General features: G+C 33.4%; 13 protein-coding genes and 1 rRNA gene. 1 reads left to right on the top strand and 13 read right to left on the bottom strand.

The window, feature by feature from the left end:
- Positions 1–15: 15 nt before the first annotated feature.
- The 3 genes from BED47_RS12550 to metG all read right to left on the bottom strand — a co-directional run bounded on the left by BED47_RS12550 (position 16) and on the right by metG (position 4,582).
- Positions 16–1,224: a G5 and 3D domain-containing protein gene (locus BED47_RS12550; RefSeq protein WP_069033949.1), complete on the bottom strand. Its 1,209-nt coding sequence runs from the start codon at positions 1,222–1,224 to the stop codon at positions 16–18.
- 186 nt (positions 1,225–1,410) lie between these two features.
- Positions 1,411–2,181, bottom strand: coding sequence for a TatD family hydrolase (locus BED47_RS12545; protein ID WP_069033948.1), 771 nt, complete (start codon positions 2,179–2,181; stop codon positions 1,411–1,413).
- Positions 2,182–2,605: 424 nt separating this feature from the next.
- A complete protein-coding gene (metG, locus tag BED47_RS12540; protein ID WP_069033947.1) occupies positions 2,606–4,582 on the bottom strand; it encodes a methionine--tRNA ligase in 1,977 nt (658 codons plus the stop codon).
- A gap of 303 nt (positions 4,583–4,885) precedes the next feature.
- Between metG and BED47_RS12535 the strand changes: the two genes are divergently transcribed.
- Positions 4,886–5,170 carry an AbrB/MazE/SpoVT family DNA-binding domain-containing protein gene (locus BED47_RS12535; protein ID WP_069033946.1) on the top strand — a complete coding sequence of 95 codons (285 nt, stop codon included), beginning with the start codon at positions 4,886–4,888 and terminating at the stop codon, positions 5,168–5,170.
- A gap of 106 nt (positions 5,171–5,276) precedes the next feature.
- On the opposite strand, the gene rsmI is transcribed toward BED47_RS12535, so the two are convergent.
- The 10 genes from rsmI to rrf all read right to left on the bottom strand — a co-directional run bounded on the left by rsmI (position 5,277) and on the right by rrf (position 12,951).
- A complete protein-coding gene (rsmI, locus tag BED47_RS12530; RefSeq protein ID WP_091024816.1) occupies positions 5,277–6,152 on the bottom strand; it encodes a 16S rRNA (cytidine(1402)-2'-O)-methyltransferase in 876 nt (291 codons plus the stop codon).
- The gene (locus BED47_RS12525) at positions 6,148–6,414 is read right to left on the bottom strand and encodes a GIY-YIG nuclease family protein (RefSeq protein WP_069033944.1); all 267 of its coding nucleotides are present in this window, start codon (positions 6,412–6,414) and stop codon (positions 6,148–6,150) included. The genes rsmI and BED47_RS12525 overlap by 5 nt, the downstream gene beginning before the upstream one ends.
- Positions 6,401–7,141: a tRNA1(Val) (adenine(37)-N6)-methyltransferase gene (locus BED47_RS12520; RefSeq protein WP_069033943.1), complete on the bottom strand. Its 741-nt coding sequence runs from the start codon at positions 7,139–7,141 to the stop codon at positions 6,401–6,403. The genes BED47_RS12525 and BED47_RS12520 overlap by 14 nt, the downstream gene beginning before the upstream one ends.
- A 189-nt stretch (positions 7,142–7,330) precedes the next feature.
- The gene (gene yabA, locus BED47_RS12515) at positions 7,331–7,690 is read right to left on the bottom strand and encodes a DNA replication initiation control protein YabA (protein WP_069033942.1); all 360 of its coding nucleotides are present in this window, start codon (positions 7,688–7,690) and stop codon (positions 7,331–7,333) included.
- 12 nt (positions 7,691–7,702) lie between these two features.
- Entirely contained in the window at positions 7,703–8,530 is an 828-nt protein-coding gene (locus tag BED47_RS12510; RefSeq protein ID WP_069033941.1) for a PSP1 domain-containing protein, read from the bottom strand.
- Between the two features lie 3 nt (positions 8,531–8,533).
- Positions 8,534–9,529 (bottom strand): DNA polymerase III subunit delta', encoded by a 996-nt coding sequence (gene holB, locus BED47_RS12505; protein WP_069033940.1) that lies wholly within the window; start codon positions 9,527–9,529, stop codon positions 8,534–8,536.
- A gap of 211 nt (positions 9,530–9,740) precedes the next feature.
- Positions 9,741–10,373, bottom strand: a complete 633-nt coding sequence (gene tmk / locus BED47_RS12500) for a dTMP kinase (RefSeq protein ID WP_069033939.1) — start codon at positions 10,371–10,373, stop codon at positions 9,741–9,743.
- Positions 10,374–10,385: 12 nt separating this feature from the next.
- Positions 10,386–11,804 carry an aminotransferase class I/II-fold pyridoxal phosphate-dependent enzyme gene (locus BED47_RS12495; RefSeq protein WP_069033938.1) on the bottom strand — a complete coding sequence of 473 codons (1,419 nt, stop codon included), beginning with the start codon at positions 11,802–11,804 and terminating at the stop codon, positions 10,386–10,388.
- Positions 11,805–12,145: 341 nt separating this feature from the next.
- A complete protein-coding gene (locus BED47_RS12490; RefSeq protein ID WP_248267553.1) occupies positions 12,146–12,334 on the bottom strand; it encodes a sigma factor G inhibitor Gin in 189 nt (62 codons plus the stop codon).
- Positions 12,335–12,835: 501 nt separating this feature from the next.
- A 5S ribosomal RNA gene (gene rrf, locus BED47_RS12485) occupies positions 12,836–12,951 on the bottom strand.
- Positions 12,952–13,071: the final 120 nt, after the last annotated feature.

Here is a 13,071-nt window from a genome sequence, read left to right as displayed (position 1 = left end):
TCTATTTTAAAAATATTAACTAATAATACGAATTTTTACAGTACGACGCCCAAAATCAAAACAATCGTCTTTTGTAGGCATTAGAATATCGATTCTTCTACCTTTAATTGCTCCACCTGTATCACCAGCAATAGCAACACCATATCCTTCAACCCAAACTTTAGATCCTAAAGGAATCACTTTTGGATCAACTGCAATCAGTTTTGTGTTAGGATTTTTACGAACATTAATACCTAAAGCTGTTACACCAGACATCCCAGCATCGTAAGGTGAATATGCAGTTGCTTCAACGTACATTTCTTTTACCTTACTACTTGATTTTGGAGCACTAGATTTTACTAATGCACTTGATGTTGGTACAGACTTTGTTCCAACTGCAACTACTCGATCAACTGGTTCTTTTAAAATAGTTTCATCTACTAGCGTTTTAGAAACTACCTTACCATTTTCTTTAATCAATTCAAAGTTACGTTTAACAAGCCCTTTTACACCTTCTGAAATGACCGAAGATTCATCCTTATACATAGAAGAATCTTTTTGCTCTTTTTCTTTAAAATCTACAGGCTCTTCCACCACATCGTTGACTTTTTCGACACGGATAACTCGAACTGTATCATTTTGTTTGATCATTTCGCCGGCACCTGGTTCAACTCGGTCAAATTCGTTTAATGTAATGTTCTGCTTTTCTAAAAAGTCAGCGACAGTAGTCGAAGTTGCAAATACTTTTTTAGAAACTCCTCCGTCATTTAATACCATAGGGAATGCTTTTTCGTAAGATACCTTACCATTTTCCTCTAACGGTGTTGACAGTGCAGGCATTATAACATCATCAGGATTGATCTTAATATTTTGTTCCTTTAATAATTCCTTTACCGTTTGAGCAGTTGTCATAATGACTTTTTCCTGCCCATCGATCGTAAGTTTAACAGGTTTCGCTAAATGAACTGTAATATCCATATCATCTGATATTTTCGTTTTGGCTGACGGATATATTTCATCTGCATTCGTAATATTAATATTTTGTTCTTTTAATAATTCAGCCACAGTATTTGCATGTGTTTGAATAACCTGTTCCTTCCCGTCTACCTCAAGAGTTACTTGTTCTTTAAGTCCCTCATATGCTCCTGTACCTACTGATCCAGTGAAAACTAAAGCTCCTGCAAGTTGTACTGCTAGTTTTTTACTACTCCCAAGTCTAGAAAGTAACCTATTCGCGTCTATCACGATTTTACTCCTCCTTTTCGCCTGAGAAAAAAGATTGACTAGCTCCAAACCTATTAACTAGTGCTTCTACTCTACTGAATGTATGTTTACTAGATTTAGAAGTAGAAGAGTTTTCTTTCGACAAATTCTTCAACTCTTCATACGTGAACTGTGACGAATATTATGTATTCGTACTAGTTCATGAGATCATTTGTTAATCTGAAAAATATTACACGCATTTTCGAAAGTTCGTTTTTGAACTTCCTCAACTGATATGTTTTTTAAACGTGCAATTTCATCAGCAACAAGTGATACATAGCTAGGTTCGTTTCTTTTTCCTCTATACGGATGTGGTGTTAAGTATGGACAATCCGTTTCGATTAATAGATTTTCTAACGGAATCTCTGTCGCAACTTCTTTTGGTTTTTTTGCATTCTTAAATGTAACTGGTCCTCCTAATGAAATATAGAAGTTCATTTTAATACATTCTTTTGCAGTTTCCACACTTCCGCCGAAGCAGTGCATGATGCCACCTACTTCAGATGCATTTTCTTCTTTTAAAATGGTTACAATGTCTTCTGTTGCGTCTCGATTGTGAATGACAATCGGTAGTCCGCATTCTTTCGCTAATTGAATTTGTTTGCGAAATACTTCTTTTTGGATTTCCTTTGGAGATTTATCCCAGTAGTAATCTAATCCAGTTTCACCAATTGCTACTACTTTAGGATGTTTTGATAATTCCTTAATCCATTCAAAATCTTCATCAGTTGCGTCAATTGCATCAACTGGATGCCAGCCAATAGCTGCATAAAGAAAATCATACTTCTCAATTAATTCCATAGCTTTCGTAATTGTTGGTCGATCAAAGCCAACAACTACTTGATGAACAACTCCTGCTTCAAGAGCTCTACTTATTACTTCTTCAAGGTCTTCTTTGTATTGATCTGCATTTAAATGTACATGTGTATCAAAAAGCATTTTTACTTCCCCTTTGCTCATCTGAGATTTAGTCTAGCATACCGTAAAATTTCTTACCTAACGCACAGTTAACAATTCCGTTACAAAAAGAAACAGTCAAAATTAAGCAATTTCTAATTAATTTTTAAAGATGTTTTAAATTAATTCCATGTTATATCAAGACTTTCTTGTTTTTTGAAACAAAATTCTGATAATATTTTTAGTTTACTATTGTAATCAATCTGTAATATTTTCTTCATATAGTGACATTTTTTAACAATAACTTGTTAATACCTGCCATAAATCAACAATTTATTATCATTTTTGTGATTCTTATGATATTTTTACAATTTTCTGCACAATACAACAATTATTTCAGTAAAATAAATCAAAAAAGAAAAGTATTTCATGTTAGTTTTTACACGAAATACTTTTCTTAGTAACTTTATTTAATAATAGTACCGTTTGGTAATGATTGATCAATTGTTGCTAGTGATAGTTTACCTTCAATACTTCCTGCAAGGATCATCCCTTCGGATAATTCCCCTCTAAGCTTTACAGGTTTTAAATTCGTTACGCAGATCACTTTTCTACCAATTAAGTCTTCTGGTTTATAGTATTCCGCTATACCTGATACAACTTGTCTTGATTCATTTCCTAAATCTAATTGAAGTTTTAGAAGTTTTTTTGCTCCTTTTACTGCACCAGCTTCTTTTACTTCAGCTACCTTTAGTTGAACTTTAAAGAAATCATCAATTGTAATTTCAGGAACAGTTTCTTCGACTTTCTCTTCTACCACTGGTTTTACAGTACTTTGCATTTGTTCTTTAATATATGCAACTTCAACCTCTGTCTCTAAACGTGGGAAAATCGGTTCACCCTTTTGTACTCTCGTATCCTCTTGAATTGCTCCAAACTTATTTAGGCTATCCCATGAAAGAATCTTTTCATCAACGAGTCCTAACTGATTGAAAATTTTTGCTGGCGTCTGAGTTAAGAAAGGTTTTAATAAAATCCCCACTTGACGTAAAGATTCAGCTAAATGCGCCATTACCGATGCTAGTTCTTGTACACGGCTTTCGTCCTTAGCAAGTACCCACGGCTGTGTCTCATCAATATATTTGTTTGTACGACTAACGAACTGCCAAATATTTGTTAATGCAACTGAAAATTCCATATTTTCCATTGCTGCTTCCACAGTTTCCTTCGTGTTCTTTGCCATTTGTTGAAGGTTTTCATCAAAATCTGTTACTGTGCCGTTAACTGCAGGAATATTACCATCAAAGTATTTTTGGATCATTGCAATTGTTCGATTTAATAAATTTCCTAGATCATTTGCTAAATCAAAATTAATACGGTCAACGAATCCTTCTGGCGTAAAAATACCATCTGATCCAAAAGGAACTTCACGTAATAAATAGTATCTCAGAGCATCTAAACCATATCGTTCGATTAATACTACTGGATCTACAACATTTCCTTTTGATTTACTCATCTTGCCGTCTTTCATTAATAACCATCCGTGAGCAAAGACCTTTTTAGGTAATGGTAAGTCTAATGCCATTAACATAATCGGCCAATAAATCGTGTGGAAACGTACAATTTCTTTACCAACTAAATGAACATTCGCTGGCCAATATTTTTTATAGTTTTCTTCATTATCTGAACCATAACCTAAAGCCGTAATATAGTTAGATAAAGCGTCAATCCAAACATAAATTACATGTTTAGCATTGCCAGGTACCTTTACACCCCAGTCGAATGAAGTACGTGAGACAGCTAGATCCTCTAAGCCTGGTTTAATGAAATTATTAATCATTTCATTTTTTCTTGATTCAGGTTGAATAAATTCTGGGTTTTCTTCATAATACTTCAGTAATCGGTCAGCATATTTACTCATTTTAAAGAAATATGACTCTTCTTTAACTAGCTCTACTGGATGGCCGCTGTCAGGACTTTTTCCACCAATAATTTTTCCTTCTTCATTATATAGAGGATCAACAATTTGTGTTTCAGTATAATATGTTTCATCCGGTACTGAATACCAACCCTCATACTCGTCCAAATAAATATCACCTTGATCAAGTAATTGCTTGAAAATCTTTTCAACAATTTCTTTATGTCTATTTTCTGTTGTACGGATAAAGTCATCATATGAAATATCTAATTTTGTCCATAATTCCTTAATTCCTACAACAATATCATCTAAGTATTTTTGAGGCGAGACATTTAATTCCTCAGCTTTACGTTGAATTTTTTGACCATGTTCATCTGTACCCGTTAAATAAAAAACATCAAAACCTTGAAGTCTTTTATATCTAGCCATTGCATCCCCAGCAACAGTCGTATAAGCATGACCTATATGTAATTTTCCACTCGGATAATATATTGGGGTTGTAATATAAAAAGTTTTATTACTCATTGACCAAAAATCCTCCTTCAAAAATTTCTAAATATTGACACTAAATTATTCGCATGATTTTGCATTTCATTATAAAATGAAAAATGAGTTATCTGCATATCCCCATCTACTATTACAACTTCATACTTATTTTATAAGTTAAATTTTACACAATAGTAACATCTATTTCTATTATTTCTCGTAAATATACATACATTTTCTCTTTAATTAACCCATATTGGCATAGTAACACTATGTATCTCTGTTTTTTGGACTACATAGCACATTTATTTTCATAAAAACTTTATACTAGGAGGATTAATTATGAAATCTACAGGAATTGTCCGTAAGGTAGACGAGCTTGGCCGTGTAGTCATTCCAATTGAACTAAGAAGAACACTAAATATCACTGAAAGAGACACACTTGAAATATTTGTTCAGGATGATCGAATTATCCTAAAAAAGTATGAACCAAATATGACTTGTATGATGACGGGAGAAATTTCTCAAAATAATCTTGAGGTTGCTGATGGCAAAATTGTTTTAAGTAAAAAAGGCGCAGAGCTTCTAAAATTCGAGATTGAACAATTTATAGCTGATAATAATTAAATTGAAGAGGCTGCCTATTTTAATTGCATTCTCTAAATAAAAGCAAGTAAAAAATGAATAGAGAATAACAAATAAAAAGACAGCCTAACTTCATTTTTAATCCTTATTAAATTTCGTGATATTCCGCATAGACGTCCCTTTTATTTAATGAACGATCCTTCGCAACAAGTTTTATTGCATCTTTACTTTTTTCATTTTTTTCATTTATGTACCAATCGACATGTTGGTTAATTGATAGTTCCTGCCACCAACACTCCTCATTGTTTTTCACATCTTCTTCAGATGCCCCTTCTAAAACAACTACAAACTCTCCACGTACTTCTTCATTCGTTGCCCAGTCTATTGCATCACTAACTGTCCCACGTAAAAACTCTTCGAACTTCTTTGTTAATTCTCTACAAAGTACAATTTGTCTGTCACCTAATACTTCAAGAATAACGTGTAACGTTTCTTTTAAACGGTGTGGAGACTCATATAAAATGACTGTACTACGTTGTCCCTTTAACGGTTCTAATTGCTTCTTCTTATCTTTCTTTTGACGTGACAAGAATCCTATGTATAAAAACGAATCAGTAGGCAGTCCAGATGATATTAAAGATGTTAAGGCAGCATTTGCACCTGGCAAAGGAACGACAGAAATACCTTCTTCTAAACAAAGTTTTACAAGCTCATAACCTGGGTCATTTATACATGGCATTCCTGCATCACTTACTAATCCAACTTTTAATCCTCGTTTCAAGTCTTCTACAAGCTTTAATCCTGCTTTTTCTTTATTATGCTCATGATAACTCACTAATGGCGTTTGTATTTCGAAGTGATTACACAGCTTTTTCGTGTTACGAGTATCCTCCGCCGCAATATAATCTACTTCTTTTAGTATTCGTACCGCTCTAAACGTCATATCTTCTAAGTTACCAATAGGGGTTGGTATTAAATAAAGACAGCCTAATTCCTCATTTAAGAAGCTCTTTTGACTTTTAATCATTACCAGTTCCTCCTCTCATATATCGTTCTTTGTTTTCTCTTGATAATTGCTTAAAAGCGTATTCCGCTTGCATCGCTTCTCTTTTGGTTGGGTACTCCTCAAAAAATATACAATTTACAGGTGTCCTACCCCTTGTATATTTTGCACCCTTTCCATCGTTGTGTTGTTTTACTCTACGTTCAATATTTGTTGTATATCCTGCATAGAAAGTTGTATCTGAACATTCTAGCACGTATAAATAGTGTTTATGATCTTCCATATAGAATTTCCTTTAACTCAGCCGTATACTCGTTATTTTCCTCATATACGTAGATAGGAGGCAAAATTTTAAGGTCAGCCTTCCCACCTTTAATACCTTCAATTAGAAGTGTATTTGCTTCCTTACCCATTTTTGGATAAACAAACTGAATTCTTTTCGGCTCAATACCATGTTTGCGCATTGTTGTAACAATATCCAACATACGCCCTGGACGATGAACCATCGCCAATTTTCCACCATGCTTTAAAAGTTGTTTACTTGCATTGATTACTTCTTCTAAATTCGTTTTAATCTCATGTCTCGCTATTGCATAATGCTCATTCATATTCTGTTCAGAAGTGGGAATATCTTGAAAGTATGGTGGATTACACGTAACAACATCTACAAATTCTCTACCTATTTTATCTGGTGCATTTTTTAAATCGTCATGAATCATTGATATTTTTTCATCTAACTTGTTGTATTCAACGCTTCTTTTAGCCATATCATACAGTCGCTCTTGTATTTCTACACCGAATATATTTGCTTTAGATCTTCGGTGAAGCATCAATGGAATAACTCCATTTCCAGAGCATAAATCAACAATTGTACCTTTTTGGATCGGGACATATGTAAAATTAGATAAAAGAACTGCATCTAATGAAAATGAAAAAACGGATGGACTTTGAATAATCCTCATATCATCGGTTAATAAGTAATCTAAGCGTTCGTCACCTTTAAGCATAATTAGTTCCTTTCAAATTCATACCAATATTATCTTTTAGCATTGCCTAATTGTATAACAATTAACTAGCAATGCATAAAAAGAAGCTATTCCATTTGGAACCTGCGCGCTTTACCTTTTTAAACAGCTTATTTAAAAGCTGTTTTCTAAAAAGGTAATCGCTCGCTTCTTCCGGAATAGCCTACCATTACTTTACTTTTTATCAAAGAAGGATAAACAAAACAGACAGTCCTCACCATGACGTACGCTTCCATAATGTAGATTACAAATATGGAAACCTTCTTGGTACAATCTTGCTAAATTATCATAGCCTTCCCCAAGATCCTTATCCTTTTGTACCTTTTTCTTCTTTGAGTCTTTTATTTGTTCTTTTTCTTCTATACGTTTATTTAGACCTAATCTTTCTCGTAAGTGATCATTCTCAATTTTCGTATAGTGATTTTCTTCTAGTAGCTCAGCGATATATTGTTTTAAATCACTAAGCTGTGTTGATAAATCTTGAATTTGTTCTTCCATATTGGAAAGAGATAAGAATATATTCTTCTTGTCCAATCTTACCACCTCTTAATCTGTGGTTTGTATTGACACGACTCCCTCGTGAATTAAATCATCTAGGGTATACTCCACAACGCGTTCTTTTTTGATCAATTCTACCTGAATAACTCGTTCTAAGATGTTCAATCCTATTACTCTTCCAGGACCTTCTGCTGTCTTGATGATATCCTCTAAGTCTGGAAGTTGTTCTTTTGCAGCCTCATACTCGTCATTTTCATATTTTAAGCAGCACATTAATCGGCCACAAAGTCCTGAAATTTTCGCCGGGTTAAGAGAAAGGTTTTGATCTTTAGCCATTTTAATGGATACTGGTTCAAAATCACCTAAGAACGTTGAACAACATAACATTCTACCGCAAGGCCCAATCCCACCGAGCATTTTAGCTTCATCACGTACTCCTATTTGTCTTAATTCTATTCGAGTACGGAATACTGCAGCTAAATCCTTTACTAATTCCCTAAAGTCTATTCTACCATCTGCTGTAAAATAAAAGATGACTTTATTTCGGTCAAATGTATATTCGACATCAACTAATTTCATATCTAGTTCATGTTGCATAACTTTACTAGAACAAACTTCATAAGCTTCTTTAGCTGATTGTTTATTCTCTTCAACAATCATACGATCATGCTCATCAGCTAATCGCATGACTTTTTTTAACGGAAGGACTACGTCATTTTCTCCGACCTTTTTATTCGGTACAACTACTTTTCCAAATTCAATCCCTCTCACCGTCTCAACGATGACAAAAGTATCTTTAGGGATTGCTAATCCATTTGGGTCGAAATAATAGATTTTACCAGCTTTTTTAAAACGTACTCCGACTACTTCGTACACAATCTACAATCCCTCCTGTAGCTCTATTATCATTTGCTCTAAAACCATTAACATATTTGCGTTTGATGTTAATCGCTTTTTAGCAAAAAGGATGATTTCTAAACAAGTGGTTACTTTCTCTAATGAAATACGATTTAATGCTTGTCTCATTAATGGTTCTTCATTTTTAAAAACAACATTTTGATCTTGCTCAGCATATATATATAGCATATCTTTAAAGGCTAATACAAGCATATCAAGCATCATTTGTAACTGTTCCTTCGTATCAAAATGACGAGAAACATTTTGTTGTATGACTAGAAGACTATCTTTTTTTGTTGTTAATAATGCTTCATATAATTCTATCACTAAATCTCTAGCTTGTGCAAACCATTCTTCTTCAGCAATTTGAAGTGCAACTGCCTCACTATTTGTTAATCTTGCTAATAATGGTACTAAGTTTGATTGGAGCTCTATATTAACTAGATGTTCTTCAAAGTATTTTGTTGGTAATGGATTAAAATGGATTGATTGACAGCGAGATTGTATCGTTGGCAAAATTTGTTGTACTTGTTCAGTTAATAAAAATGCAGTTGTAATCGAGACCGGTTCTTCCAAAAATTTCAATAAAGAATTAGCTGCATTTGTCGTCATTCGATCAGCATGGTCTATTATATAAATTTTTCGATTCGATTCAACAGCTGTTTTAGAGAATTCTTCTTGTAATTGTTGAATTTGATGTTTCTTTATTGAGGCTTCTTCCGGCTCAATTACATAAACATTTGGGTGATTACCCGAATCGACACGCTTACAATTACGACAAGTTCCACAAGGTGTAGCGCCACTTACATTCTCACATAGTAATACTTTTGTGTAGTATAATGCAAGTTCGCGTTTACCAGTTCCTCTTGGGCCTTCAAATAAGTAAGCATGAGCTACCCTGTTCTTAATTACTGCATTTTTTAACATTTTTGTGGCAACTGGTTGACGCTCGCTTAGTTTCTCCCAAGATGTTTTCATGTTTACACCTACTCATATCTATAAATTAATCAATGATATTTTTAAATTGGATCGTTTTTTTTTAATCGTTTTACCAATTACTTCAGGCTAACTTTTAGCCTACAATTTTCTATTGATGCAAGTAATTTTTAGTTAAGTTCCGAATAGATTCCTACTTCTATTATACCAGTTCCGTCATGTTATTGTTCATGTAATCAAGTTTTGTATATAATTAAATTTCTTCTATTTTTTCTAAAATCACTTTCAATGTATCATTAAATACTTGAGCGACCTCGTTTGATGCATCAATTCGTTTAAAGCGCCATGGCTCTCTCTTCATAATTTCGGCATATCCACTTTGAACTTTTAAATGAAAATCTAGTTCTTCTAAATCAAGTCGATTGATTTCTCTCTCATCTGCTTGGTGAACTCTATTTAACCCAACTTTAGGGTCTAACTCAAAGTAAATTGTTAAATCGGGCATTAATCCATCGATTGCAAATTGATTGATATTATAAATTTCATCTATTCCAATCCCTCTACCGACACCTTGATATGCAAGCGAGCTATCTACAAATCGATCACACAACACAATTTTTCCTTCTGCCAATGCAGGGATTACTTTCTCTGCTAAATGCTGTCTCCTTGCTGCAGCATAAAGTAGCGCCTCCGTACGCTTGTCCATTTCAATATTCTCTGTGTCTAATATAATATTTCTTATACTTTCAGCGATCCGTATCCCACCTGGTTCTCGAGTGGATATAAAATTTACACTTCTTTTACGAAGTTCTTCTGATATCATATTTATAATTGTTGTTTTCCCTGCACCCTCTGGTCCTTCGAATGTTATGAATAAAGATTTCAAGTGTGTTTCCTCCTAAATCAATACTTCAATTTGTAAATTTTTATCTTCAATCAAATTTTGAATCGTCATTCCATATTGATATACATCATGAATATAATCAACATGCTTAGTAGTAACTAGTTCACCCTTTAGTAAAATAGGAATTCCTGGTGGATAAGGCACTATATTTTCTGCAGAGATTTCTCCTACCGAATCTGCCAAATCTTTTACCAACTTCCTCTTTTTCTTTAAGTCAGCGTAACTATGTAAAACTGTACTCGTGAAGTTAGGTATATTAAGCTTAGGTTGTTTATTTTCAATATAAGTCATAGATTCAGTTGCTTTTTTTATACGATTAACAAGGTCATTAAAATCCATTCTTTCATCTAGCGGAAGGATGAACAGCACATGTCCCCAATCTGATAGTTCAGAATAGACTCCCTCATTTTCAAATATTTCCTGTAATTGCTTACCGGTATGACCTTTTTTACTTTTTACGATTACTTTTAGTAAATCTTGTGTATAGTTTATTCGACTTGATGTAACAGTTTGTATACTAGATAAATCATTAACTTCTTTAATAAATTCGGCAATTTTCTTTTGAAGTATTTTCACCTTATCGTGAGAAAATGTTTCGACAAAACTCCTTGCGTAATCTAAGGAAGCCATAATTGGATAAGAGGGACTGCTGCTTTGTAGCATTCTCAGCATTTCTCTTACTTTATCTTTGCAAACAAATTTTGATTTTATATGTAAATAAGAACCCATTGTCATTGCAGGCAAAGTTTTATGCGCTGATTGTATGACAATATCGGCACCCATAGAGAGTGCATCATTTGGAAAGGGATCCCCGATTATAAAATGTGTTCCATGAGCCTCATCCACGATTGTTGGGATCTCCATACTATGAGCGAACTCAATTATATTTTTTAAATTCTGAGACATTCCATAGTAATTAGGATTGGTTAAAATGATTGCTTTTGCTTTCGGATAATTTTTTATTACATTTATAGATTCCTCACTGTTTACCCCAAGTGGCTGTCCTAACTCTTCATCAATATCTAATGGTAAGAATATAGGTCTTGCTCCAGCAAGTAAAAGACCATGAAAAATTGACTTATGACAATTGAGTTGTACTAATACTTCGTCATTTTCACCACATAACGCTAAAATTGCAGCTAGGTTACCCACAGTTGAGCCATTTACTAAAAAGAAACTTTCTTCTGCTTTGTATACGTTCGCTAACAATTTTTGAGCCTCACTAATCACCTCTGAAGGGTAATGTAAGTCATCTAAGCCATTTAATTCTGTCACATCATAATTTAATATATTTGGTAATCCTAATTCATTTATAAAATTGTGCTTTCCATTTTTATGACCTGGAACATGTAGAGATATTGTTTCTTGATTTACAAACTGTTTCAGTGCATTTAGTAATGGCATTTTATTCATCAATAACTCTTCCTTTAATTTACGCAATTTATTTGTATGTATCGTTATACTAGTATATTTTTTAGTTAGGTTTTAATTTAACCATTCCAAACATACTTTTCAACATTTTAATACAACTACCTAATTCAAAATCCAATATTTTATAGACAATATAAAAACCGATTATATTTACAAGTTCTCTCCATTACTTAAAGGTCCAGTCACATTAAGGAGTGACAAAACAGTAATAAATTATGGCAGAGGTACCTGTATATAAAATCGGTCCTTCACTTTATATCTTATTTTAACTTACAAAAACTTATTAGACTACTACTATTAGTCTATTACGCTTATGCTAATCTCTAATTCGCAATTTCTTCTTTCACCGTACTAATACATCTTAACTTCTCTACAAAGGAATTGTATATAGGTGCGTCTGTTTCAGTTTTTACGATTTTCTTTTCACACTCTTCACATACAAATGCTTCTATAATATGAATGCCATGTTCCTTTTTCTCTTCACAAACTATACATTTTGATAAACCATTCACCTTTATTCCTCCTCTAAGTGTTTTTCCAGTGTAATTTACGATTGATTAAACAATTTCGTTTATTATTTAGTTTTGCAAATTAAAAACTTTTTATACAATTTAAGGCCTATTTTTTTGTAATATATGAAAATAGTTCTAATTTTGTGCTCTCTATTTTAAATATTTTTTTCTAACATGATACTACTTTCCTGCTTTGATCTTATTTTTGTTCCTTCTAACTACTAAAAAAGGACTACAAAAATTTGTAGTCTCTGACTCTAATTACTCGCCAAACGCTTGTTTTCTTGATTACTTCGCCTGCCTGTGCTGTGCTCTATATATAAGTAAACCCAGTACCTCAAAAGAACTGCTACTTAAAGCAAATGCCTTTAAGTGAAGTACTAGTGAAATTAGCTTTGATTAAATACATTGGTCAAGTTTTAAATTATTTAACTTTGGTTCTTTAATTTTTTTATTTACATACACAAAAAAACATCAGCCTAATAGCTGATGTTTTTCTTTACCAGGCGACGTTCTACTCTCACAGGGGGAAACCCCCAACTACCATCGACGCTGAAGAGCTTAACTGCCGTGTTCGGTATGGGAACGAGTGTGACCTCTTCGCAATAATCACCTGATTTGTATTGAGTTGTACTTCGTACCCTCAAAACTAGATAATGTCATTATCAAACTTGTTAGTTAAGTCCTCGACCGATTAGTATCAGTCAGCTCCACGTGTCACCACGCTTCCACCTCTG

This window comes from Gottfriedia luciferensis (genome assembly GCF_001712755.1).
Taxonomy (GTDB): domain Bacteria; phylum Bacillota; class Bacilli; order Bacillales; family Bacillaceae_G; genus Gottfriedia; species Gottfriedia luciferensis_B.
Note: the sequence above shows the minus strand (reverse complement) of the source record. Positions and strands in the feature narration are given on the sequence as shown.